This window comes from Leuconostoc sp. S50, assembly GCF_016624925.1.
Lineage (GTDB): Bacteria > Bacillota > Bacilli > Lactobacillales > Lactobacillaceae > Leuconostoc > Leuconostoc pseudomesenteroides.
The window spans coordinates 40,223-66,139 of sequence record NZ_JACVUE010000004.1 but is presented as its reverse complement, the minus strand read 5'-3'; the positions used below and the strand labels follow the sequence as shown (position 1 = coordinate 66,139).

21 protein-coding genes are annotated in these 25,917 nt (G+C 39.7%); 4 read left to right on the top strand and 17 right to left on the bottom strand.

Annotation, left to right across the window (positions count from 1 at the left end):
- The first annotated feature begins 162 nt into the window (after nt 1-162).
- Entirely contained in the window at nt 163-1,296 is a 1,134-nt protein-coding gene (locus IAE53_RS05055) for a site-specific integrase (RefSeq protein WP_200136227.1), read from the top strand.
- Between the two features lie 161 nt (nt 1,297-1,457).
- Here IAE53_RS05055 and IAE53_RS05050 read toward each other — a convergent pair whose 3' ends face one another.
- From IAE53_RS05050 to IAE53_RS05010, 9 genes are all read right to left on the bottom strand, one after another.
- Nucleotides 1,458-2,495 carry a peptidoglycan bridge formation glycyltransferase FemA/FemB family protein gene (locus IAE53_RS05050; protein WP_200136226.1) on the bottom strand — a complete coding sequence of 346 codons (1,038 nt, stop codon included), beginning with the start codon at nt 2,493-2,495 and terminating at the stop codon, nt 1,458-1,460.
- Between the two features lie 5 nt (nt 2,496-2,500).
- Nucleotides 2,501-3,151 carry a redox-sensing transcriptional repressor Rex gene (locus IAE53_RS05045; protein ID WP_004914549.1) on the bottom strand — a complete coding sequence of 217 codons (651 nt, stop codon included), beginning with the start codon at nt 3,149-3,151 and terminating at the stop codon, nt 2,501-2,503.
- A 98-nt stretch (nt 3,152-3,249) separates the two neighbouring features.
- Nucleotides 3,250-4,266: a tRNA (adenosine(37)-N6)-threonylcarbamoyltransferase complex transferase subunit TsaD gene (tsaD, locus tag IAE53_RS05040; protein WP_010278083.1), complete on the bottom strand. Its 1,017-nt coding sequence runs from the start codon at nt 4,264-4,266 to the stop codon at nt 3,250-3,252.
- Nucleotides 4,259-4,672 carry a ribosomal protein S18-alanine N-acetyltransferase gene (rimI, locus tag IAE53_RS05035; RefSeq protein ID WP_010278085.1) on the bottom strand — a complete coding sequence of 138 codons (414 nt, stop codon included), beginning with the start codon at nt 4,670-4,672 and terminating at the stop codon, nt 4,259-4,261. The genes tsaD and rimI (IAE53_RS05035) overlap by 8 nt, the downstream gene beginning before the upstream one ends.
- Nucleotides 4,647-5,204: a ribosomal protein S18-alanine N-acetyltransferase gene (rimI, locus tag IAE53_RS05030; RefSeq protein ID WP_148424387.1), complete on the bottom strand. Its 558-nt coding sequence runs from the start codon at nt 5,202-5,204 to the stop codon at nt 4,647-4,649. Before rimI (IAE53_RS05030) ends, rimI (IAE53_RS05035) begins: the two co-directional genes overlap by 26 nt.
- Complete coding sequence (gene tsaB, locus IAE53_RS05025; RefSeq protein ID WP_200136225.1) at nt 5,188-5,898, bottom strand: tRNA (adenosine(37)-N6)-threonylcarbamoyltransferase complex dimerization subunit type 1 TsaB; 711 nt, start codon at nt 5,896-5,898, stop codon at nt 5,188-5,190. Before tsaB ends, rimI (IAE53_RS05030) begins: the two co-directional genes overlap by 17 nt.
- Nucleotides 5,899-5,948: 50 nt before the next feature.
- Nucleotides 5,949-7,664: a phosphoenolpyruvate--protein phosphotransferase gene (ptsP, locus tag IAE53_RS05020; protein WP_200136224.1), complete on the bottom strand. Its 1,716-nt coding sequence runs from the start codon at nt 7,662-7,664 to the stop codon at nt 5,949-5,951.
- 2 nt (nt 7,665-7,666) lie between these two features.
- Nucleotides 7,667-7,936, bottom strand: coding sequence for a phosphocarrier protein HPr (locus tag IAE53_RS05015; protein WP_004914567.1), 270 nt, complete (start codon nt 7,934-7,936; stop codon nt 7,667-7,669).
- A 214-nt stretch (nt 7,937-8,150) separates the two neighbouring features.
- On the bottom strand, nt 8,151-9,734 hold the full coding sequence (locus IAE53_RS05010) for an ABC transporter ATP-binding protein (protein ID WP_200136223.1): 1,584 nt from the start codon (nt 9,732-9,734) through the stop codon (nt 8,151-8,153).
- 115 nt (nt 9,735-9,849) lie between these two features.
- Between IAE53_RS05010 and IAE53_RS05005 the strand changes: the two genes are divergently transcribed.
- Nucleotides 9,850-10,818 carry a helix-turn-helix domain-containing protein gene (locus IAE53_RS05005; RefSeq protein ID WP_200136222.1) on the top strand — a complete coding sequence of 323 codons (969 nt, stop codon included), beginning with the start codon at nt 9,850-9,852 and terminating at the stop codon, nt 10,816-10,818.
- A 14-nt stretch (nt 10,819-10,832) separates the two neighbouring features.
- Here IAE53_RS05005 and IAE53_RS05000 read toward each other — a convergent pair whose 3' ends face one another.
- From IAE53_RS05000 to IAE53_RS04965, 8 genes are all read right to left on the bottom strand, one after another.
- Nucleotides 10,833-11,846 carry an L-threonylcarbamoyladenylate synthase gene (locus tag IAE53_RS05000; RefSeq protein WP_200136221.1) on the bottom strand — a complete coding sequence of 338 codons (1,014 nt, stop codon included), beginning with the start codon at nt 11,844-11,846 and terminating at the stop codon, nt 10,833-10,835.
- A complete protein-coding gene (prmC, locus tag IAE53_RS04995) occupies nt 11,843-12,835 on the bottom strand; it encodes a peptide chain release factor N(5)-glutamine methyltransferase (RefSeq protein ID WP_200136220.1) in 993 nt (330 codons plus the stop codon). The genes IAE53_RS05000 and prmC overlap by 4 nt, the downstream gene beginning before the upstream one ends.
- The gene (gene prfA / locus IAE53_RS04990) at nt 12,832-13,902 is read right to left on the bottom strand and encodes a peptide chain release factor 1 (RefSeq protein WP_148424332.1); all 1,071 of its coding nucleotides are present in this window, start codon (nt 13,900-13,902) and stop codon (nt 12,832-12,834) included. The genes prmC and prfA overlap by 4 nt, the downstream gene beginning before the upstream one ends.
- Before the next feature lie 45 nt (nt 13,903-13,947).
- Nucleotides 13,948-14,547 (bottom strand): thymidine kinase, encoded by a 600-nt coding sequence (locus IAE53_RS04985; RefSeq protein WP_010278100.1) that lies wholly within the window; start codon nt 14,545-14,547, stop codon nt 13,948-13,950.
- 119 nt (nt 14,548-14,666) lie between these two features.
- The gene (locus IAE53_RS04980) at nt 14,667-17,774 is read right to left on the bottom strand and encodes a hypothetical protein (RefSeq protein ID WP_200136219.1); all 3,108 of its coding nucleotides are present in this window, start codon (nt 17,772-17,774) and stop codon (nt 14,667-14,669) included.
- A 236-nt stretch (nt 17,775-18,010) separates the two neighbouring features.
- Nucleotides 18,011-19,366, bottom strand: a complete 1,356-nt coding sequence (locus tag IAE53_RS04975) for an MFS transporter (protein ID WP_200136218.1) — start codon at nt 19,364-19,366, stop codon at nt 18,011-18,013.
- A 39-nt stretch (nt 19,367-19,405) separates the two neighbouring features.
- Nucleotides 19,406-20,329, bottom strand: a complete 924-nt coding sequence (locus tag IAE53_RS04970) for a WxL domain-containing protein (RefSeq protein WP_148424328.1) — start codon at nt 20,327-20,329, stop codon at nt 19,406-19,408.
- Between the two features lie 224 nt (nt 20,330-20,553).
- Nucleotides 20,554-23,598, bottom strand: coding sequence for a pectate lyase-like adhesive domain-containing protein (locus IAE53_RS04965; protein ID WP_200136217.1), 3,045 nt, complete (start codon nt 23,596-23,598; stop codon nt 20,554-20,556).
- A gap of 190 nt (nt 23,599-23,788) precedes the next feature.
- Here IAE53_RS04965 and IAE53_RS04960 point away from each other — a divergent pair, with 190 nt between their 5' ends.
- Together IAE53_RS04960 and IAE53_RS04955 are read left to right on the top strand one after the other, a co-directional pair.
- Nucleotides 23,789-25,144 (top strand): Mur ligase family protein, encoded by a 1,356-nt coding sequence (locus IAE53_RS04960; protein WP_148424326.1) that lies wholly within the window; start codon nt 23,789-23,791, stop codon nt 25,142-25,144.
- Complete coding sequence (locus IAE53_RS04955; RefSeq protein WP_200136216.1) at nt 25,144-25,875, top strand: type 1 glutamine amidotransferase; 732 nt, start codon at nt 25,144-25,146, stop codon at nt 25,873-25,875. Before IAE53_RS04960 ends, IAE53_RS04955 begins: the two co-directional genes overlap by 1 nt.
- The last annotated feature ends 42 nt before the right edge of the window (nt 25,876-25,917 follow it).

Here is a 25,917-nt window from a genome sequence, read left to right as displayed (position 1 = left end):
CTGATAATTCAAAAAAGCATCGACAAAAGAACAAAGTCAAAAGTATGCTAATACTATTTTTAATGTATCTCTATGTCAGTCCACATGGTCATGACTATAAACTGCCCTACTTCCTAATTAAACACCTTGCTATCGTTTAAAATACAGGAAGGATAACAAAAAATGAGGTACACATATAAGAAAGAACGACGAGACCCACAAATACAAAGCTATACGACTACACAAGGTAAAAAGTGGCGTATAAAGTTTTCAATTACGATACACAACCAAAAAAAGTTTATTGAAAAACACGGTTTTAGATCTTTTGACGAAGCTAGGTCAGCTAAACAAGATCTCTTAAATCAGGTTTCAACAAACTTTAATAACAAAAATATCACTGTTTACGAATATTTCAACCAATATTGTCAAGAAAAAATTGACAATGGTTCTTGGCGTTATACAACCTATAAACAAAGTACTTATATGTTTGAAAGAAATATATTTCCTACGTGGGGAAAATTCAAGCTAAAGGACGTAACCCGTCTAGATTATCAATCTTGGATTACTAAATACGCAAAAAACAAAAAATATTCAAAAAATTACATGCGCTTACTTAACGGTCTTGTTGCAGGAGTATTTACTGATGCAGTTTTAAATGATGTAATAGTTAAAAATCCTATACAAAAAATAAAAGTCTCTGGCTCGTCCTCTAGGGACACTTCAATTACACGATCAGAGTTTAATACTGTCTTTAATTTCATTAAAGATTCAGAAAAATTAACACTCCAACAAAGAACAATGGCTTTGTTAACGCTCATAGGACTACGTCACGAAGAGATTATGGGGATAAGAGTTAAATATGTCAAACAAAACATGTTAGGTATTTTTGAAACTATCAATATACATGGACAAGTTTCCACACCAAAAACCTCCTCCTCAAATCGTTGGGTCCCAATGCCGCCAATTATAGAAGAACACATACAGCGATGCATTCAACAAACAAAGTTGACATATGCAGCTAACAACTTGATTATGTCAAAGAATGATTTAATATTTGTCAATCATTTAGCCAAACACGTACGATACTCTGAGCTATCAACAATATTCAGAATTATAAGTAGAGAAGCAAATATACATGTTTGGCCACACAAAATGAGACATGCATTTTCAACCATAGCTTTCGGTATTCCCGGCTTGAATCCTAAAGACATCGCAAACATTCTGGGCCATTCAAAAATTGATATGTCCTTATATTATAATAACGGAACTAAAGAAGGGCAAACAGATGCAATGGAAAAAATAATAAGTCTTTTCTAGTTCCCAACTTTTTCCCAACTCTGTATGAAATATATATGCAATTTAGTCAGTATATTAATTTAAAAAGGTGATAGAGTCGCAGTATTATGTAATTTATATGCTGTTTGCTTAAAACTTTATTATTATACCAAAAAAGCGCCTGCCGGCGCTAATTTTTATAATCAATCAAATTGTTTGAGGTAATCTTTATAACCTTCTTCGTCAACGACCCAATCAAGTTCACCGATATATTCAGCATTAGGATCATGATAAGCAAATTCATGTTTGAACTTATAAAGCCCATCAGAAACATCAAATTCACCAATGCCACCAAAATCATATTCGACTTTGCCAAGCGACAGTCCCCATTTAAGCATCTCATATTGAATGGCAGCGGGTGCGTTATGTTTGCCAAATTCGCGATAAGAACCGGCATACATGTACCAAATTTCATCACCATAAGCAAAGCCTAAACCACCAGCAATCACTTGTCCTTCAAAATGAGCCAAATAGACTCGGAATAATCCTGTCCCTGCCCATAATTTTTGCATACGAAGGAAGTAATCTAGTGGTCTGTGGGTAATACCATGGTTTTTCGCCATTGCCACATAGGTATCAAATAGTGCTCGAATATCATCTTCACTATCGCCAAATGTAATTGTCACACCATCGCGAAATGCACGTCTGATATCATTACGAAGTTTAGGCTTGAAGTGCAACATCAATTCATCTTCATTTGTAATTGGCATAGCACCTTCACCGCGACCATCGTAGTATAAGACGACATTCTTGCGTGGTTGAATATTGCCATGCATGTGTGTAACCTGCGTATTACGTGTCTGGAAACCTGCATCAAGATATTTTTGATTCAACTCGTCAGAATACTGTACCTCAGGGTCCATTCTCAACAAGAAGACATTATCTGGTAAGGCTGCTAAAGCTTCCTTAATCAAATCCTTAATTAAATCAACATCTTCAATATCGGCAACCGGTCCACGGCCAGCATAAGCTAAAACTTTACCAGGGACGGCCTCAACTGTTAGTACTGACATAACTGCATCAATTTGTCCATCAGTTTCATGATAAACATAAACGTGGTTCCAGTTTGCTTTCAATTCACCCCATAGTGGATCTTGTGTGACTTGTCCTCTTGGATTTTCACGCACAAACTTTTGATATGCTGAGACTTTTTCTTGATCATCTAAATTTAAAATTGTCATTTAACTTATAATCCTGTCGTAATTGAACCGTAATTTTCAATGAAGTAAACCAACGTTTGCAATTCGTTGGTTAAGTCAACGTTTTGAACACGAACGTTGGCAGGGACTGTGACACGTAAAGGCGTAAAATTCAAAATACCTTTAACGCCGGCACTCACTAATTGATCTGTAATATCTTGAGCAACACCTTGTGGCACAGTTAAAATCGCAATGTTAATGCGCTGTGCACTAATTTGTTCCTTCAATTCACTCATTTTATAAATTGGAACACCGGCTAAAATAGTGCCTGTTCGCTTTTCATCAGCATCAAAGGCAGCAGAAATGCGCATATTTGAAGACTGATGGAAGTTAAAGTTAAGTAAGGCTTGTCCCAAATTTCCAGCACCAATCAACGCGACGTTAATCAAACTATCTTGGTCCAAAACGTTGGCAAAGAAATCTAGTAACGCTTTAACTTCATAGCCATAACCTCTTTTACCTAGTGCACCAAAATAAGAAAAATCACGACGAATTGTCGCAGCATCGAACTTAATGGCATCACTTAATTCTGATGATGAAATACGATCTGTACCAGCATCATGTAAGAAAGTTAGATAACGAAAATAAATTGGTAACCGCTTAGCGGTTGCGCGTGGTATTTTTGGTTGTTGCGTCATAATATATCTCCAGTAATTTCACTTGTGAACTTTTGCATAGTAATTGTACCATATATTTAAGGCTTTTGCGAAAAGATAGTGAAATATTCACAATGATGTCACGATTGTAACAATTCAAAATCTAATCCTGGATCCGTGTTAAGATCCAAATCCGCAAAGATATTTTGTTTATAATTCCAGTAACCAGCAGCACCAATCATCGCAGCATTATCGCCGGTATATGTCAGTGGGACTGGAATAAATATTGTATCATTGAAGTCATTTAAAAGTGTCGTTAGTGACTCGCGCAATTGTGAATTAGCGGCAACACCACCAGCCAAAACAAAGCTTTTAACTGGATAATGACGTAATGCGCGCTCCGTGCGACCGATCAACGCATCCACAACAGCATTTTGAAAGCTGGTGGCTAAGTCATCTTGATTAATCGTTTCTTGTTTTTGTTCGGCATGATGCACGTAATTAATAACGGCACTCTTTAATCCTGAAAAACTAAAATCATAGTTATCTTCGTGGGCCATAGCCGTTGGAAATTTAATGGTTGCTTTACCTCGGTGTGCCATTTCATCAATGGTTTTACCGGCTGGATAAGGTAGTTTTAATAGCCTTCCGACTTTGTCAAAGCTTTCACCAGCGGCATCATCTCTTGTTTCACCTAATACTTCAAACTTATTCTCAGATGTCATTAAAACTAATTCAGTATGACCACCAGAAACCATCAGGGCCATAGCTGGATATACGATTGGTTGATTAAAATTGGCAGCAGAAATGTGTCCTGCTAGATGATTAACGGGTATGATTGGCAAGTCGTGCGCCAAGGCAAACGTTTTGGCCCCCATCAATCCAACCAGCAGCGACCCAACAAGACCGGGGCCATAAGTCACTGCAACCGCATCTAAATCAGATGGTTTAACCTGAGCTTGCGCCAAGGCATCATCAAGCACTCTGGTGATCCACTCAATATGATGACGACTCGCTACTTCAGGTACAATACCGCCAAAGCGTTGGTGGGAATTGATTTGCGTCGCAACACTATTACTCAACACAATATGTCCGTCTTCAACTACTGCTACACTGGTTTCATCAGCACTCGATTCAAATGCAATTATTTTAGTCAATTTTTCGCTCCATCATAATGGCATCATCACCATTTTTGTAATATTTTTCTCGTCGATAATAAGGTTGAAAACCAACTTTGTGATACAGTGCCTGTGCTGCTGTATTAGTGCTAGCTACTTCTAAAAGTACGCGCTTCGTTTTAGGCAAAGCAAAGACCGCCATCAGTAAGGCTTGTCCAATGCCTTGATGTTGAAATTTAGGCGAAACACCTAAACTACCAACTTCAACCTCATCTAAGATTTGCGTCGCGCCAAGAAAGCCACCTGTCGTCACAAAATAAATAGAACGTGGACTACCAAGTTCATGCTCAAATACTTCTTTTGGCCAAGGAGACGGCGCAAAAGACTCATTTGCTAATTGCCAAATGTCATCAAGATCTTCAATTGTTGCCCGTCTGATTATCAAAATTTAGTGTCATTGAGACCGCATCTTCGTGGTCACCAAGATAATAGCCCTTCTTAATTTCTGTTTGTTCATAACCCAATTTACGATATAAAGTCTGCGCATTGGTGTTAGAACGACGCGCTTCTAATGTCATTGTCGACATGTGCATGTTGTGTGCAAATTCGTGAATTGATTCAAGTAACATCGTACCAATACCGTGTTTCTGCCAAATTGGAACCACAGCAATATTAGTAATATGCATATCACCAATGTCTGAGCGATACGCTGCGCCGGCAAAAGCGATTACTTGTCCGCGACGTTCAACGACTAAATATAAACGGACATGTGGTCGCGATAATTCACTCATAAAATCACGCAATAACCACGGTGCAACGCCCTCATACACCGCTTCTTCTATCTTGATTAAAGTATCGATATCTTTTAGTGTTGCACGACGCAAAGCAAAAGATACCCCACCAATTTCGACCTGTCGTGCCTCAAATTTTGGTAAATTAAACGGTAAATGCTGTTGTCGTTTAAACTTCAAAAACATAATTTTCTGGCTTGTCCTCACCGGGATGGGCTGCAAGCCAATTCAATTCGGCTTGCGTTTTCCGTAAATAATTAGGATTGAAATCAGCAATATGAGAGGTTGGCGTTGTGGCAATACCTAATTTGATAATGCTCTCGCCCTCAGGTAAACTATCTTCAGGCGTCAATACTGACGCACGATCACCAAATTGGTCGTGAATTTGGTCAAGGAACGGTGTCGTATCACCCATGAATAAAATATTACTTGGTTGCGTCTGCAAAAAAGCAAATAGGTTACTAATAGGTTGATGAGACTCTGGAAAAATTGACTTTTCTTCTTGATAAACACCAGCAAAAACATTTTGATTACGTGCATCAAATAATGGCACAACAAGACCATTAAAAGAAATTTGTGATGCCAAAACAGCAAGACTGGAAACACCAACTAATTCGGTATTTAATGTATCCGCTAAAACTTTCGCCACGGTAACACCAATTCGTAATCCAGTAAATGAGCCCGGTCCCTGTGCCACAACAATCCGATCAATCTCTTGTAGCTGCCATTTTTGACTTGCCAAAGCAGACTTAATAGCCGGCAACAACTGAATCGAGTGATTTCGCGCTATATTGGTCGTAAAAATCTGTTTAATTTGTTCGTCTTCTGCCAAACTCACTGTCAGTGGTTGGTTACTTGTATCAAATGCTAAAATCTTCATAGGTTTAATTTTATCACAAAAAAGCTGCCATAAGGCAGCCGTTCAATACATTATTGTGTGACTTCTTTAACGAGTGCAATCACTTCGTCGTTGGTTTCAGCATCTAATGCTTGCTGAGCCAATTCAGCCATTTTTGTTGTATCTAATTTTTTCATCAATGAACGTGTTTGCAAAACTGATGGGGCGCTCATTGAAAATTCATCTAAGCCCATACCCATCAAAACAGGAACAGCGATTGGATCGCCAGCCATCTCGCCACACATCGCAACAAACTTGCCTTCGTTGTGTGCCGCAGCAATAACGTTATTAATCAAACGCAAAATTGATGGATTATAAGGTTGGTAAAGGTAGGCAACCCGATCATTACCACGATCAGCAGCCATTGTATAACCAATCAAATCATTGGTACCAATTGAGAAAAAGTCAACTTCTTTAGCAAATTTATCCGCCAACATGGCAGCTGCCGGAATTTCAATCATGATGCCAAGCTTAATGTCACCAACTTTAACACCGGATTCTTCAAGCTTAGTTCGTTCTTCAACGTAGATTTTCTTGGCGGCACGGAATTCACCAAGTGTCGCAATCATTGGGAACATAATCCACAGATTACCAAATGCTGACGCTCTTAGTAACGCACGTAATTGTGTTCTAAATATTTCAGTTTGATCCAATGAAATTCGGATGGCACGGTAGCCTAAGAAAGGATTTTCTTCTTCTGGCAATTGCCAATAGCTCAAATGCTTGTCACCACCAATATCCATTGTTCTAACAGTAACCGGCTTGTCACCCATCTTTTCAACAACAGCTTTATAGGCTTCAAACTGTTCATCTTCAGTTGGCAAATGGTCTGATTCCATATAAAGAAATTCTGTACGATAAAGCCCAATTCCTTCAGAACCATTATCCAAGACTGCAGCCATATCCTTTGGTGAACCAATATTGGCACCAACGACAAACTCTTTACCGTCCGCGGAGACAGATTGTTCATCTTTAAGCTTTGCCCACTCAGCGCGTTGTGCGAGATAGTCATCAGCCTTTTTTTGATACGTTGCTAATGTATCGTCGTCAGGATCGGCAATCACATCCCCAGTCAAACCATCAACAATGACCAAATCACCTGCAGCAATTTCCTTTGTGGCTACATCAGAACCAACAACAGCAGGAATTTCCAATGTACGTGCCATGATTGAGGCATGCGCTGTACGGCCACCCAAATCAGTCAAAATACCTTTAACAAATTGGCGATCTAGTTGCGCTGTGTCAGACGGTGTCAAGTCCTTCGAGACCAACACCACTTCTTCGTCAATCAACGCAGGATTAGGTAGTGAAACATGCAACAAATGCGACATAATTCGCTTCGTCACATCGCGAATATCTGCTGCGCGTTCTTGCATGTACTCATTGTCTGTCATCGCTTCAAACATGCTAATATACATATCTGTTACTTCTTTGACAGCAGTTTCAGCGTTAACCTTTTCATCAGCAATCTTTTGCTTAATTGCGCCAGACATTTCAGGGTCAGCTAACACCATCAAATGCGCTTCAAAAACTTGTGCTTCAGACGCACCAAGGTTTTTTTCAGCTTTTGATTTAATTAAAGTTACATCTTCACTAGAAGCCTTCAAAGCATCGTCGACACGTGCTTGTTCAGCCGTCACATCATTAATTGTTTTTTTGTCAAAAGACAAATCAGGATCAACTAACAAGTAGGCTTTGGCAATTGCCACACCATTACTTGCCGCGATTCCTTTGAAGTTCTTAGTCATTGTTATTCTGCGAGTCCTTCTGTGCCCATTGCTTCTACGATAGCTGCCATAGCAGCTTCTTCATCATCACCTTCAGTTTTGATTGTAACATCAGCACCTTGGCCAACACCCAATGACATCACACCCATGATTGACTTCAAGTTAACATCCTTACCTTGATATGACAAAGTAACATCAGAAGCAAACTTTGAAGCTGCTTGAACCAACAAAGTTGCTGGACGTGCGTGAATACCAGTTTCTGCTACGATATGAAAATCTTTTGATTGTGCCATGATTAATTTCTCCTTTTTAGCTGTTAATCAGCTTCTGAATATAGTTTATCAAAGCGCTTACAAAATATCAAGTAAAAAAAAGCACAAATCGCCGTTGTATCAAGCCATAACGCTGAAAACGCCTATCTAACAACGTTTTAAATGTAAACGTTTACATTTTGTTCACAATTTATTTTCTGTAAATTGAAAATATATCTGTCATCTCAGCGCTTTATTAGGAAATCGAAACCACCTTATCAATTAGTGGTAAAACAGCAGGATGTTGCTGATGTGTGATCATCAGCACTGTTTTATTTGACATTGATAAAATATCACGCTCAATGGCGACAGCAGCCTGTTGATCAATAGCTGAGCTTACCTCATCCAGTAAAATGACCTGACAATTCAGTGCCAATCCCCGTGCTAACGCAATCCGTTGTTTTTGACCACCTGATAAATTTTCTGCACCACTTTTAATTTGACAGTCTAATCCTTTTTCAGATACAAATTCTGATAGACCAGACTGTTTAATTGCTTGCCTTAACTGTGCTTCAGGAATGTTGCGATCCAGAGTGATGTTTTCTTGCAATGTACCAGAAAATAAATAAGGCGTTTGTGTGACAAAGGCAATGCCTTGACGTAAGGATTGGTTGTCAATGAGTTCTTCAGGTCGGTCATTATACAAAACGTGACCATGTTCCGGCACTAATTGACCAGCAATTACTCTGAGTAGTGTTGATTTACCACTGCCACTTGGTCCGACAATCATATATTTTTGATTGGCTAAGAATGTTAACGTTGGAAAATGAATTGTGTCATCATTTTTAAATCGCACAACGACATCTTGCAACGTAATTTTTTTAATTGTTTTGATACTATGCCCTTGATTTGGCGCTGCAATGATCGACTGATATTTTTGAAAAATTGCTTGCGTTCCGGCAATTTGGGCGTAGCTCGCAGCAGCTGTTGCGGCAGAACTAAATAACAGTCCCGACAAAGTACCAACCGAAAATAGCGCCCCAATTCTTATGTCATGATTAAAAAATAAAATTGCGCTCAACAGACTCATGCCAACTTGCGTTAAAACATTAACCATTGAAATATTGGCTTGCATAGCGCCACGCTGTTTCGTATAAGCAATGTTTTGTGCCATCACTTTATCTTGAGTCGATTGCATTTTATCTACCATTAACGAACTGCGATTGAATTGTTTAAAGGTATCAAATCCCGCTAAAATGTCCGCGAGTCTGCCGGTATAAGTCTCATTTGCAGCGCTTTGTTTTTGTGTTACGTTTTGCATTCTTTTAGCAAAAAGCCTTGGCAACCACGTTAAAAACGCCCCAAACACTATGGCATAAACTAACAAGCGCCAGTCAAAATAAATCAAAGCCAAACCCGAAAAAATAGCGAGTGCCGTTGCATTAATAGTGCTATAAAGTGCTGACATACCCTCTTGTTGAATCCGATTAATATCATTTGTAAAATATGAGACGTATACATCTGATGATTTTTGATGAAACTGATGAAAATCAGTTTGTGATAGTCGATTCATCACCTGATTTCGAATATCATTGCTTTGAATTTGGACCACTTTCTCCTCAAATTTTGGCACAAAATAATAGCCACAATAAAGCAAAACAACCCATGCAATAAGGTTTAAAATCACATAAAACAGATAAGTTGCTACGTGGTGGCCTGCCAATGCGTTAATCGATTGTGAAATCGTCACCGAGGCGAGTGTTTGCGCTAAAGGTTGAATCAAAAGACCTAGTAAAAGTAATATGTTTAATCGCTTGAATTTTTTAATAATTTGCCACATGATCATGCCCTCACTATAAAATTTATAAAACGATTATCATCTTTTTATTATCGTGTTACAATAAAACAAACGTCGCCAATTGGCGACATATTTTAATTTAGAGAGAAATAGTGTGATGACAATTAACTTTGGTCAAACAATTAGACAAATTCGTCTTGCTAAAGGTATTACACAACCTGAAATTTATGCTGGTGTGATGTCAAGATCGTTTTATAGTGAGTTTGAACATAACCGTCACCACATACGTGTCGATCAATTCATCGCCCTCTTAAAGAATCTCAACGTTGATATATCAGAATTTCTTTTCATCGCTAATCATTACGATTTTGATGACGAAAATGAATTGACGCAACTCGTGAATGATTTATACAATGAGAGAAACATCTCCGCCCTATTACCATTGTCTGAAAAATATCGACATGATCGATCACGCAATATTCGTTTTATTGCGATGCGCGCCTATTTACTTTTTTATGGCACTGGTAACAATCAAAATTTGTATTCTTTAGAACCGTTAACTGAACTCATCACTTTTATGAGAGAAACCGACGTGGATGGCTGGACATTATTTGAATTACAGCTCGCCGATAATTATTTCATGACAATTGAAAATGAGAATGAATTTGCCAAACTATTTTGGGCAGTTGATCGTCAATACCTCAAATTTCACGCACTTGATAGCAAAATCATCACGCAACATGCCACTCATTATTTCAACACGATCCAAAATATTTTACTTAGACATTTTTCAAAAACGCTTTTAGAACAGGTCATGAAACACTGCCAAGAATTGTTCCAAAATGATAGTAATGCCGAAGTTCAGATCACCCTAAAAGCCACATTACTTTATGCCAATCTTTACACAGACTATCAAAATACGCAGTCAGAAGCATACGAATTTTATCGTGCGTTACAAACGATAAACTATCCCAACATTCGTTCGCTACTACTAGTCCACCAAACACAAATGAATAATATTAAACATCCTTTTTATGATACTCATGGTCAATTGACCAACTTCGTCAATCACCCTTCAAAAACCGTGTCGGAAATATTAGCGCAAATAAAAACAGAGCGTCCTTAGGCGCTCTGTTTATTTTAGATGTTAAACTCTTGATTTCCTGCCGCTTTACCCAGCCGATTGTTAAATGCCTTACCAATGCCAATTGGTGGCATTTTTTCAACATAGATGGTAGCAACTGTGGCTTCATCGTCATAATAACGTAAACCAGCAAATAGTTGTTCTGTGGCTGTTTCTAATGACTCGCCAAGTGACCACGTTTTTTCTTGGGGAATTGCCATTGCTGCAATCGTTGCATCTTGTGCCATCACAACATCATTTTTTTGCAACACTTCTTTTAATGTCAGTGCATCTAATCGGTCAAACATCACCACATTTTTGTCTGGCGCATAGTGACGATATTTCATACCTGGTGCTTTTGGTGTGACATCACTAGCAACTGATTTCGTACTGGTTGCGTCAACAACCCTGACACCTAATACCGCTTCTAACTGTTGTTGTGTCACCGCACCGGGACGAAGAATTGTTGGTATCGTTGCTGACATATCAATTACTGTCGATTCAACACCCACAGTTGTCGGACCATCATCCACAATGCCTGCAATTTTGCCCTGCATATCATGCCATACGTGTTGCGCCGTTGTAGGTGATGGCTTGCCAGAAATATTAGCGCTTGGTCCGACAATTGGTACACCAGCCACGCGGATTAATTGACGCGCGGCTTCATTATCTGGTAGTCGAAAGGCCACTGTTTGCAAACCACCAGTGACGATCATCTCAACACGTCCTGGCTTGATAGGTAAAATAATGGTCAGAGAACCCGGCCAAAATGCCGCCATCAAAGTCTTTGCGGCTTCAGAAATCACCACAAACTCATCTAATTGCGATTCATCAGCAACAGTCATAATCAACGGGTTATCACTTGGACGTCCCTTTGCCGTAAATACCTTTTGCACTGCTGCCTCGTTTGTTGCATCAGCACCCAAACCATAGACCGTCTCTGTTGGAAATGCGACAACCTCACCTTGTTGTAATAATGCACTTGCTGCAGCTAATGATTGTTCATCTGTTTTAAAAATTGTTGTTTTCATTTCTCCACTCGAATCATGCGATCAAGTCCCGCAAAGTCTTGCCGCAATGTTATTTTGGCGTTGGGTAACGCCGCTTGCATCATATCAACTACCGCCGGTCCTTGTTGATAACCGATTTCGAAATACGCGCGTCCGTGTGCTGTTAAATGTTCATCTAAACCAGCAGCGATTCGTTCATATATATCCAAACCATCATGTTCCGCAAATAACGCGTTATGCGGTTCAAATTTCAACACACTCGCATCCATCTCGTGCTTATCTTGAGTCGCAATATAAGGCGGATTACTAACAATAATGTCAAATACCAGACCATCTAACTGACTGTACACATCACTTTTGGCAAAGTGTAAGAATGACAATTCAAAGCGTTGGGCATTAGCTTGTGCAACAGTTAGTGCCTCATCAGAAATGTCTGTTGCAAAGCCACGCACACGCTGATTTTCTAACATTAATGTTTCAATAATAGCACCACTACCAGTACCAATGTCTAACACAGAGACCGGTTGAACGCCTGATCCAGCGTCTTTTAAAATCCAATCTACTAACTCCTCGGTTTCCGGTCTGGGAATCAACACCCGTTCATCCACTAAAAACTCACGACCAAAGAAAGGGGCATGACCCAAAATGTATTGTGGCGGCCTATTCTTTACCAGTTCAGAGACCCACTTGGGCCAAATGGTTGCTAGTGCTGCTGGCATTTGCCGACTCATGTTAGCGCGCAACATGCCATAGTTAATATTAAGCGCACCACTTAGCAAAAAGTCCAGATTATCTTTTGCATCTTGCTCAGACATACCAGCTTGACGCAATTCAATTAACGCCCACTTTTTGGCCTCAATTAATGAAATTTTGACATGACTTAAGTCAGTTGGCTTTTTAATGTCATCCCATTCAAACCATTTTGGTGCATTTAGCTTGCCCGATTGATTGTTGGCTTGTGGCTTGGATGAACCAAATTGTGGTGGTGTATCAAAATGCTTATCTGTCATTTGTTTAATTCCGCCAGTTTTGCTGTCTGATCAGCAATGACAAGGGCGTCAATAACTTCACCCAAATCACCATTCATGATTCGGTCAAGCTTGTTCAACGTGAGACCAATGCGGTGATCGGTAACACGATTTTGCGGATAATTATAAGTCCGAATCCGTTCAGAGCGATCTCCCGTTCCCACTGCAGATTTACGTTTTTCGGCATATTCTGCTTCATTTTGTTGCGCGTAAAAATCATAGACACGACTCGCTAATAGCTTTCGCGCTTTATCACGGTTTTTAATTTGTGTGCGTTCTTCTTGCATTTTAACCATAATACCCGTAGGTTTATGGATTAAGCGCACTGCTGTTGAAACTTTATTGACGTTTTGACCACCGGCACCACCTGAACGAAAGAACTCTTCTTCCAAATCGGCTTCATTAAGCTCAAAATCAATATCTTCAAATTCTGGCATCACACCAACCGTTGCTGTTGAGGTATGGACGCGTCCTTGTGTTTCTGTTGCAGGGACACGTTGCACACGATGCGCACCGCTTTCAAACTTTAACTTCGAGTAGACACTGTCACCAGTAATCATCACCGCAACTTCCTTGTAACCACCAACTTCAGTTGTGGACTCATCAATAATACTCAATGACCAATTTTGCCGTTCAGCATAGCGACGGTACATATCTAACAAATCGGCTGCAAACAAAGATGATTCGTCACCACCAGCAGCACCACGAATTTCCATGATAATATTTTTGTCATCATTGGGATCTTTAGGCAGCATCAAAACCTTGAGTTTATCTTCTAGTTCTTCTTGTTCAGGCTTGAGACTATTCAAATCTTCTTTGGCTAATGGCGCCATTTCAGGATCATCTAACAAATCCTGCGCATCTTGAATATCTTGGATAACTTGCTGATAACGATGATAGACCTCAACTGTTTCACGGATACTACCCGCTTCTTTTGAGAGTGCCATGTAGTGCTGGCCATCATTCATCACTTCGGGATCAGCGAGTTGTTCATTTAATTCGTCGTAACGATCAACGACGGTTTGTAATTGTTGAAAGATTGGATTCATATTTTCCTCCGTTATTATGTACGAGAACAATTAGTTCTCATCAAATCAATGCGATAGTAGTTGGTCAATTTTGTCTTGATCGGGGTGATACCAGTGAAAACGACAAGTTGGAATATACGCTTCATCACCACCGATAAACACTTGCGCCCCTTCACGTTGCGGTTTGCCATCAACAATTCGCAGTTGTGTCGTTGCTTTTTTACCACAGAAAGAACAAATCGTTTTCATTTCTTCTAATTTGTCAGCCATTTCGATCAAGCGCTTGGAACCGGCAAACAACTGATTGAACGCGTCTTGTTTCAGTCCAAAGGCCATGACCGGTATGTGTAGCGTGTCCACGGCATAGGCCAATTGGTCGACTTGTTCTGGCTGCAAAAATTGTGCTTCATCTACCAATACTGCAGCTAACTTATCATCTTTAGCCGCTTTAATCACTTCATACAAATTTTCTGTTTCGTGTACGGCCATGGCGTCGCGCGACATACCAATACGACTAGCAATTTTGCCAACACCATCACGCGTATCGACACTTGGTGTCATTAACAGCACCTTGCGTCCCTGCGATTCATAATTGTGCGCCACTTTTAAAATTTCAATTGACTTGCCCGAGCTCATTGCGCCGTATTCAAAAAATAATTGTGCCAAATCACTACCTCTTCTCAAATCAAACTATTTCAATTATACCAAATTACACCAAATCAGTAAGTAACAAAAAAATCATGATAAACAACTAAGTTTCCCATGATTTAATGCAATGACTGTAGTTAATTAGCATATTGCAAAAAGTTCATTTGCCATTCTTCAAAACTGCATGACGTAATATTATTAAATGAACCAATGTTGTAATCAATCACTTGGTGCAACACCTCTTTTGGCGAATCTTCTTTAATGACACCAACTTTTGCTTTCAAATGACCTGTATCAAACAAAGGTCCCCATTTGTCATAGTCAGAATCATCAAGTGTTCCATTCCAAATATTATCATACTGTTGCACCTGACTAGGTACCACAAAACCTGCTGACTTCAAATCTTTGACCAAATTCGCCCCAACTGGATCACAGTTGGCACGTGCATTTTGATTGCTGACTAGCGTTTTGATATCTTCAGTGCTAACGCGCTTATTAAAATCACCCAATGAGGGCATCGAACCATTACAAATATCATTGATTGTCCGAGTTTTCCCCTGCCAAGTAATTTTGCAGTCACCATCAGGAATTCGTTTACCACTCAATTTATAAAAATGTAAATCACTATCGTTCCCCAATGTTTTGTTTAAATCTTTTTTCAAACGATAACTATAAATTTTACCATTTTTCAAATCATCGTCAATTTTTTTGATATTATTCACATCTGCTTCAATATTTTTAACAAATGTATCATCTTGTTTTACCATGCTATTCTCATTGGGCTTGTCACTCATATCTAAGTATTTATTATCTTGTTTAATGTTATCCGCTGTGTCTTTTTGAATCTGGTCTTTAATATTTGCCACAATAGTTTCTATCTTAGCTTTTTGAGTAGGGTCTTTTTTGGCTTCGTCAGCTAATTGGTCCGCCCACTTATCAGCGGCAGCATCTTCTTGTTCAATTTTATTTCTATCGTACTGAATGGCCGCCATAATTGTAATATAGGCGGGTTCATAAGCATTACTCAACGCTGTATCAAATTGCTTTCTGTCAGCAGCAGCTTGCGTGCTAAAATCCTTTTCATACGACTGATATTCTGCAAATTTATTCATAATCGAATTTGTTGTTGTCAATACATTCATACCTGTGGCATCATACATAAAATCTTGCAATGATCGTAAATCTTCATAATGCGTATTCTTACCATTGCGTCCTGTTGAATAGAGTTGCTGGAAATAATCATCAATCGTCTGAGAATCATTTATATTCGTCACATCACCCTCATATTTTTTCAATCTATTAATAGCATGACCGGCATTATTGATACGCGCCGAAATACCCGGTTCTAACAATTTTCGCACTTGAAGTTCAACCTGATTAATACTACTTGCTAGTTCTGCTTTCTTGTTGCCATCCATGATTGCAGTGCTGAGACGATCAATCCCTGCTTTAATGTCATCAAGCTTTTTGTCCATTTCATTGAGCTTGTCTATAACCGGATCTTTATCATCCCCAAATATTGAAAACAGTATGCTTGACATACCCGTCAACAACGGATTAGCCTTCAACCATGCACCTTTACCATACTCTTTTAAAGTATCACAGACGGCTTTGATGACCGAATTTGTGACCGTTTGGGCAATAAAGGTGCCATTAATATTTGGTGTATTAGCAGTTGAGTTGTCATATTGCAGTTTTGGTCGGTACGGGTCTGTCACATTAACGGTAATTGGACGCGTAACATTCCGATTTTGTTTATCAGCATAACCTAAACCGTTTTTAATCGTAATTTGACCATTTCGACTTTGATCCATATAGCGTACAGCTGGATGGCTAAACTGTACAACAATTTGATTATGAGTGATGTCGGTTGTCAGCTTTTCAATTTTTGCATCGCTGAAAACGCCACCAAAGCTAATGTCTCCGGCATTCAAATCATTTACTAAAAGACCAGATTTAACAGTGATATTAGCTGTGTAATGCGGCTTTTCTTCAGGTGCCTCACCATCTTTGAAGTCGGACTTGACACCATTGGCGTCAAGCTGCAATTTAATTTGTTGCGTTTTTCCAGCAATTACAAAATTCTGATTGAAGCGACTGTTATTTTCTGCAACAGCAATTGAAAAATCATCACCAATCTGTGAATCAAAACCCGTCAGCTTCACGTGCAACAAACTATTGTCATTGTCATCAATTGTGACTTCTTGATTAGCACCAAAAAGCGTACCGCCTAGCACAAGTTTAGGCACAACATTTTGTGTCCCTATTTTGTTCAAGAAGACGTAATCATGTTTAACACCATCGGATAACTTCAAATCGAATGATACGTCTTTTGTATCATCAAATAGTGTGAGATTTTTTGAATCATTTTGTTCAGCCTGTCCACCAATTTTAAAATGACTGATCGTCATTTCCGGATCTGTTTTGGGCACAGGTGCTGGTTCAGTCAATTGGCTGGGTGACACAGCGTTTGTGAAACAAACATGAATGGGCAATACAACACCATTTTCCTGATGAGCTAAAATGTCAATGCCTTTACTCTGATCCACATTCTGATTCTGACTGACAAATTCGCCATTTTCGAGTGACCAGTCTTGTTTACTATCTTGAGCCACTGTTAGTTCGCTCAAACTCAAACCATTTTCCAAAAAAGCCTTAGCTTCATAAGTTAACTTTTGGTGATTCAAACTAACTTGATCATCCAATTGTAAACCATCAGCATGCACATTCAACTCACTAATAGTATCAAGTTTCATTACTTTTGTACGACTAATATCAATGTTTTTTAATGCTGATAAATTTTTGAGTACTAGTGTGCCGGACAAACCTGAGTCTGATACATCCAAACTTTCCAAGTTAACTAACCATTCGATACCGTCCAAGTTTTTCAAATCAGTATTGTGAATTTCGAGTTCATGAATAGCTAGTAGCTGATCCCATGTGACATTATTGCTAGATGTCGTCACTTTGTAGCCCAACTTCTCAACAGCTTCAACAACTGCCGATCGCAATCTGTCATCAGGAAACAGCGTTCGTAAATTAATCGGACGGTTGACATCATTTCCCGAAACAATCGACAATAAAGCATGATCAGCATTACCGGCTGACACTACCGACTTCGTTGCTTTTAAATTATTATTTGTCACTGTATCAGCCATAACCGCAGTTGGTGTGATCGCTGTTGCCAATACATTAAAACAAAGGACAGAAGTAAGTAAAATATTTTTGCGCTTGCTGTTAATCATTTGTGATTCCCTTCTCATGGACGTTGCAGCGTAGTAATTATTTTTAAGAGATAAATTTTCTGTTCGTTTGATTTACCTCTATTATCAATGTTACTAAACAAATATTTGGTTAATGTAAACAAAAGGTCAAGCTAATGTAATCGTGAATTTACTCACTATTACCCTGATAATAATTGTTTAAAATTATCTCAAGCAAAAAGGATTCTGAATAGTCATTATTCAGAATCCTTTGCATACTACTTCTCGCGCCTTGCTTTGTTCAACGCTTGCTTTTGCCAAATCATGATTAGTATTAATAATATAAATGCCAAACCTGCCGCCGAGTAAAGCACTGTATTACTAGCCGTCCATCCAAAATGAGCCACTAAAATACCAATTAGTGCCGTTGCCGCCACTTCACCAACTAAATATTGGAAAAATCCCATAAATCCTGTTGATGACCCAACAGCAAACTTTGGAACTGCTTCGTTAACCATTAAACCAACCAAAGTCAGCGGAGCATAAATTAAAGTACTCATCAAAATCAATACAACGACAATCACCGCATGATTAGTTGCGGTGAAATAGACCGTCAAGCAACCAATCAGCGCCAAAACTGAGACGATACATACTAATGCACGTTTGCCTTTCAAGAAATCCGACACTGCACCTAAAATAATTACACCTGGTACGGCTGCTAATTCAAAAATACCAACTAACCATTTTGCCCACGAAGCATCAAAACCTTTAAATTGATGTAAGTAGCTTGGTATCCAAGACATGACACCATAACGCACTAAATAAAGTGACATTGACGTCAATGTAATTGCCCAAACAATTTTATTATTTAAAATATAGTGTCGGAAAACAAACCAAATTGAATGTTGCGTGGTGTCGCCTTCAACTGTCTCACCATCTTGTAGGACAGTCACTTCACCTGTATATTCAGCAATCGACGGCAGTCCGACGGTTGCTGGCCGATCGGCGCCTAAAATCGCAATCAAAATCGCAATAATAGCAGAAACGGCTGATGCTGTGTAAAAGATAGCAGCTATTGAGTGTGAAAACATCAAAATCGAAAACTCAACAATTGCCACACAAGCAAAGGCGCCCGCATTATGAGCGGAAGACCAAACCGCATAAACAGTCCCACGCCATTTTTTACCCCACCATAATTGAATGAGTTTTTGTGCAGCAGGTGCCCCCATCCCCTGTGTCACAGAAATCAAAATCATCAGAAACATCATGACATAAAGATTTCGAGTTGAACCGAGGAATAAATTCAAAATTGCTGAGCCCATTAATCCTGCTGCTAAATAATAACGTGGATTAGATTTGTCACTCAACGCACCCATAAACAACTTGGAAATCCCGTATCCTACACCGAAACAGGCTAATACTAAACCAATATCTGCGGTCGTAAAATGATACGCTTTCATAATATCATTTTGCTCAGTGGTAAAAATCAAGCGAATAATATAGTAGCCTATATAGCCCACCACAGCCGAAAATAGTACGCCTGCTTGGCGCCACTTATAGGTGGTTGCAATTTTTTCTTGTGATACTTTTTGGGCGGCATCTGGTGCCGCCATTAAAAATTTAAATGGATTCATCTCTTTTCTCGCATTCGTGATTTATAGGTCACTACCGCTTCAAGCGCCTGTTGGTGTGTCTCCCATCGTCCACGTATATTCAGCCTGATATGATTTTGCTTTGAGCGTAATGTTTTTCGGAATTTCTAAGTAAAAGCCGCTATTAACACGATCCCCTTGTGAAAACAATGAACTACCAACAATATTGCCTGCCGTTCCCCAGTTATCACTGTCTGGATTATTAGTTTGCCCTTTTAGTGAGCCATACTCATAGGTAATCGTGCCAAAACTAGCTGCCGACATACCACTAGCCATGGTTGTAACACTATCATTTAATGTTGTTGCAGGACCGGCGCCCAAATCACCATGCCAACTTGACTTGAATTGTGTTGCATGACCAGTATCTCCAGCAACCACCATATTACCCGAAATTGTGTAGTCAAATCCTGCATCTGCTTTCAGTAAAATATCAGGTTGAATATCAAAAGATATCTCGTTGTCATCACCTGTATAACTACCTGTAAACGGTTGTGACATTCTAATTGAAACATTTAGTTGTGAGTCAGCCACTTTTCCTGCACGTTGATCAACCAATTGCACAAATGGACGTAGATACTTGGTTTGGTATCCTGTGCTTGTGGCAATTTGATTGGCATTGACCATTGGCTTGACGTGGTACGATCCGCCCACATCAGTAGCAATGTTTTCGTTTCGCAGATCAGTAGCACTAATTTCACCAAAATTGTAAACTGGCAAATGAGAGATACCAAAACCTCCTCCACCAACTAAGTTTATTTCAGAATCGTTGATTGCAGCGCCCATATCACCCCAATCTGGATTAGTATTTGTTGTGTGCAACGTGTTGTTGTCTTCAACGTCAAATGTAAAACCGTTTGAAATCGAACCATAGTTGTCAGCAGAAACAGTTATCGGGGACAAAATTATAGCCACTAAACACGTCATTAAAATTTTAGCCTTAATCATGTTTTCTCCTATCACACTACTTGTTTTCTTTCACTAGTCATTTAGCCGTTAACAGCGCAATGCTATGCACATTTATAATTATTTTATTGCATACATCCTCCCCCACTTACTAAAATTTTGACCCATACACTTTGGTCATGACGCCGTGTGTTTTAGGATACTTTAAAAATGTGATCATTTTGCGAGGAATTATCGACTAATTTCAGAATATTCTACCCATCACCTTAATCAATGTCCGGTACGTCACCGAGTTGCCATAAAAGCACCGGTCCATCGTCATCATCGTAATTGAACTTAGCCGGCGAATAATCAGTGCGCCAACTATTCAGCGTCAAATACCATCCGTGCCCATTTGCTGTTTGATTCCACAACGTGTCCAAACGCACGCTGGATACCCCATTATTTCCTTGAGGAGCGGTTGCAACTATCAAACTGTCCCCAGCACTTGATAAAGTTGAGGTGTTTTCTTGTTCATCAACATATTGTAGTTGTAACCCTGTATCTGCAAAAACACCCGTAGACTCTAAGCGAGCAGTCATTTGCCATGGCTTGTTGTGATGTACCGAGCCATCATCTACGGTTAAATAACCATAATTTCGACTTAAATCAAGGGGTTCCACGTTAAACATACCATTTTTACCACGTTTTAACGGATTAAAACGCATCATTTCAATTGTGTCACTGATAAATGGCATTGCGGCATCTGGGGCAATATTGCGATATGTTACTGCCTCAGCCGTATAATCATGATAAACATGAGTAATACGTGTTGATTCAATTGATTCGCCGTCACGCTGTGCTTTAACCCAAAATTCAATTCCCATATTAGCCGTAATTGGTTTGTCAGGATAGTCATTATTGTACGCCGCCATATCAAACGTCCAATTTTTTCCTTCACCATTTTCGGAGTTAGCTGCTTTAGTCAGTGTTACCAATGGTACATACTGTTCAGCACTGTCTTCGGCATTGAGTATTATCTCGTCAGCAGCAATCGCTGTTTTAAAGGTAATGTTTGACATGCCGACAATAACCATTGAAGCCAAATCATATACTGGGGGTGCATAAGTTGGCGTTTTACGCACATTAGTTTCATATGTCTGACCGCCAGCGCTCACACTGATAGTATTATTACCTATTTGATACTTAACGTGACTTGTTGCTACCCCCTCAGGAACAGAATCATCCATGCTTTTCTGGCTTTCAAATACAAAGATACCATTACTATCAGTTGTCACCGTATCATCAACTACCCCAGGTGAACCGGGTGACTGCCATGTTACTGTAATGCCATCGTTTTCATTTTCAGTTGTGAAACTAGCCATCCCACTGCACTCGCTATCTGGCGTGGTAAATACGGGGACTAATTTTGATGTCGCTGATATTTGACCACGAATAAAGTGATCAGCATCACTGATAGCATTAGCCTGATCGGTGGCGTTAGGTATTGCCGCTCGTTTAGCTGCAGTATCAGCGTCAGTTATTGATGCATAGTCCAAAAAGTTCATTTTATGTGATGTAATTTCAAGGACATGTTGTTGTCCTCTGACCATTAAATCTTGTTCAACAGCTTCTGTTGCCCCAGTTAATTGGTAGTAACCATTTTTCGTTGTACCGTCGTTACGCTGTGAGATTTGCTTGATATCGATGTTACCCCAATTACTAGAATCAGCAGGTGGGTTATTCGTCAAATAACTGCCACTGTTGAAACTGGAAATATTCTGATAAAAACTCACATTAGAATCAGTAATATCGGCTTTGAAATTGGCATTAAACGCGCCACTAGAACCACTACGGCAATATCCGGCCCAAGTACCTGTGCTAGAACTCGTCCCTGCATCTGCTATCAAAACATATCTCGGGGAATCAATATTTAATTCAATCCCACGACAATTACGCGTTTGGGCATAAGAAACAAAAGTTTGCCCATAACCCGTAGCTGTTTTCAGATAAAAAGTTGCATTTTTTCTAATGTTGATTCGCCCTAATTGTTTATCCCCAAACGCTTGAATAACGCCTAATGCTGACCTCTGCCCAGTTGATGGTGCCGAAGTTTTTGTCCCTTGAATTGCAAGGACGCCACCAGAGTTTACATTAATTTCAACAGTTTTTTCTGGCGCATTTGGGCCACGACTCGACTTAAAGACAAAAGCAGCATCTTTAGCAGACATTACAAGCTGTCCTTTGATTGTGACTGAAGTGTACTCACCGGCAATTACACCTGTTTGAGCCGCCAACAGATTGGCGTCACCACAACTATCATTTAATCGAGATAAATAAACTTTTGCCCCTGAGTCAATATCAATATCACCAGCAGAAGCATTAGTATTATAGAAATACTCATTGCTGGGCGTGCCAATGTGTGCTAAGTTCGCATAAGTGCTCCAAGTCGCTGCCAGGAAAGAAAAACTATGAGTATTACCTGAATATAAATCTAAATTATCGTGAACCCCTTTATAGCGAACAGTATCTTCAGCATGAATACTTAAACCAACGAGTTGCGTGCCACGAGTGGACATGACTAAATGGTTTTGCAGCGTAATCTGCATGCCCGGCACCACAAAAGCTGACATGGCATTTCCAGAAAGTTGGGCGCTGTTATTGTCTAACTCACAGGTCACATTAGACAAAGTTAATGTGCCAGCCGTATTACTGTTACTTTCTGAGGTGTTACGGTACAGAATACTGTTCTTAACATCGGATAATCTTTGGATAGTTGGCAAACTATTATCACCACTAGTCGATTTAAAATTAATATCGTGAATACTAATATTAGGACTAACACTACCTGTGCCATCAACTTGTAAGCCATAAACTGTGTTATTAACAAATGTAATGGTCTTGTTAGTCGGATAAGTTGAATCGCTCGTAATCTCAATATCAGTTTGACGTGGCTGAGTCACTGCGCTTTGTGTGTAATCGAAATTGTTTGTCACAATAATCTTTTGTGTATCAGGATCGTTCCAAGCCGCTACAAAGCTTTCAGAGTCGGTTACTTCTACGATACCTGCCGCTTTTTGCAGCGGTGTGGTTTCAGAAGTGATTGCCTGGTTTTCTGACGCTTTTAATTCTGTCTTATTTTCCGACGCAATAGTTACTGATGAACTCGTTTGAGGTTCTTGTGTGACCGTTTTAACATCCTCAATCGTTTTTTCAGCACTACTACTCGCACTAGCCTGTGGCTTTTCGATAGCGTCTGCCTGTACAGACATCAATGGTAGTAAACTGTTCATAATCAGTACTGTTATCAAAAATAATTGTCTCACCTTCACAGCGCTTCTCCTTAGTTTCAGACCTTAATGCCATTTTACAGTGTGAATATGCTAAAAATTCGGGGGGGGGTGTGAAGAAAGATCAAACAGTTTGTGAATAAGTTGTGTCCAATGACGCTTACCCCTTTCACAAACCACGTCATCACCGCTTGGGATATGTTAAAATGATATTTATGAAAGTGGGGATATTATGACACTTAAAAATTCATTAGCCAAAGCGACAGCAAAATCAGCATATTGGCTGTTACATGATGTTTTGCATCGCGGGGGTACAAGTTTGCCCGGCAAGCTCGCCGTGGCAATCGACCCAGATATTTTAAAAAGTATTCAACAAGACTTTGATTTGGTGATTGTAACTGGCACCAATGGAAAAACCTTGACCACAGCACTCATCACTCGTGTCCTAGAGGCTGGCGGTCATCAAGTGATTACTAATCCATCTGGTTCTAACATGATTCAAGGCATCACGGGCACACTGGTAACAAGTCGTGTGACATCAAACAATGGCAAGAAACCAATCGCGGTGCTAGAAGTTGATGAAGCCAATGTCGAGAAGGTCTCTAGCGCCATCAAACCAAGAATGTTTGTATTGACCAATATTTTCCGCGATCAAATGGACCGCTATGGTGAAATTTATACGACCTACGACAAAATTGTTGCAGGTATCCGAAACGCCCCACAAGCAGTGGTCTTGTCCAACGGTGATTCACCCATTTTCACGCGTGGTGATTTTCCAAATGAGCGTCTTTACTTCGGATTTAACCACGTGTCTCCTGAGGATTACCAACCAGGTAAAGCACCCACTAACACTGACGGCATTCTGTCACCAACCGATGATTCAGTGCTACATTACGATTTCATCACTTATGCTAATTTAGGCAAATATTTCAGCGTAACCGATCAATTTGCACGACCTAACTTACGCTATCAAGTCACTGACGTCACCAAATTGACGCCAAAATATTCTGAATTTAGTATTGACAATACCCCTTTACGAATTGAAATTGGTGGTTTGTACAATATCTATAATGCGCTGGCTGCATTTGCCGTTGGTCGAGAATTTGAAGTGCCAGCCAGAGACATCAAAGCAGCTTTTGAATCCAATGCACAAATTTTTGGTCGCCAAGAAGCCATTAATGTTGACGGCAAGGACGTCACCATTGTCCTAATCAAAAATCCAGTTGGCACTAACTCAGTGATTGATATGATGCTGACTGAAAACGATGATTTTTCATTATTGGCGCTACTTAACGCAAACTATGCCGATGGCATTGACACAAGTTGGATTTGGGATGCAGAGTTTGAAAAATTGCATGCATCACATTTACAAGCTATTGCTACTGGTGGTGAGCGTTACCGAGACATGCAGGTTCGTCTCAAAATGGCTGGATTTGCTGACCAAAGTGTCTACGAGGATTTGACAAAAGTTGTTGATGCCATCAAGTCGCTACCCACACAAAAGGTTTACATTGCAGCAACTTATACTGCAATGTTACAATTACGCGAACAATTGCGTAGCGCTGGTTATATTAAAGGAGGATTCTAATGGCTGATTATACGATTGCCGTAGCCCATCTTTATGGCGACTTAATGAACACTTATGGCGATTATGGCAACATTATCGCGTTAACCTATTACGCCAAACAAATTGATGTAGATGTTGACTATCAATTAGTATCATTAGGCGATGATTTTGACGCTGACAAATATGATTTTGTTCTTTTCGGTGGTGGGCAAGATTACGAAGAAACAATCGTTGCCCATGATTTACAAGACAAGGCAATTCACGTGAAACAATATATTGAAAATGACGGACCGTTATTAGCGGTTTGTGGTGGTTTTCAATTGTTGGGTCACTATATGATGATGGCTGACGGTACAAAGGTCGACGGTATTGGTGTCATGGATCACTACACAACCAATATGCACGATCCTAAGTTAACTGTGCGCAACAATGAACGTTTGACTGGCAACATTGTGATTAAAAATAACGAAACTGGTGAAGAATATCATGGGTTTGAAAACCACCAGGGCCGCACATTTCTAGGTAAAAGTGAACGTGCCTTAGGTACTATCGTTTCTGGAAATGGTAATAATGGTATGGATCAAACAGAAGGTGTAATTTACCGTAACGTTTACGGTTCCTACTTCCACGGTCCTATTTTTACCCGCAATGGCAATTTAGCAAAGCGCGTCTTAACCACTGCGTTAACGCGTAAATATCCAACCATTGATTGGCAATCAAAACTCAACGCTATTCCAACCGAAACATTTTAAAGTACACAAAAAGCGGCAATCATTGATTACCGCTTTTTGTAT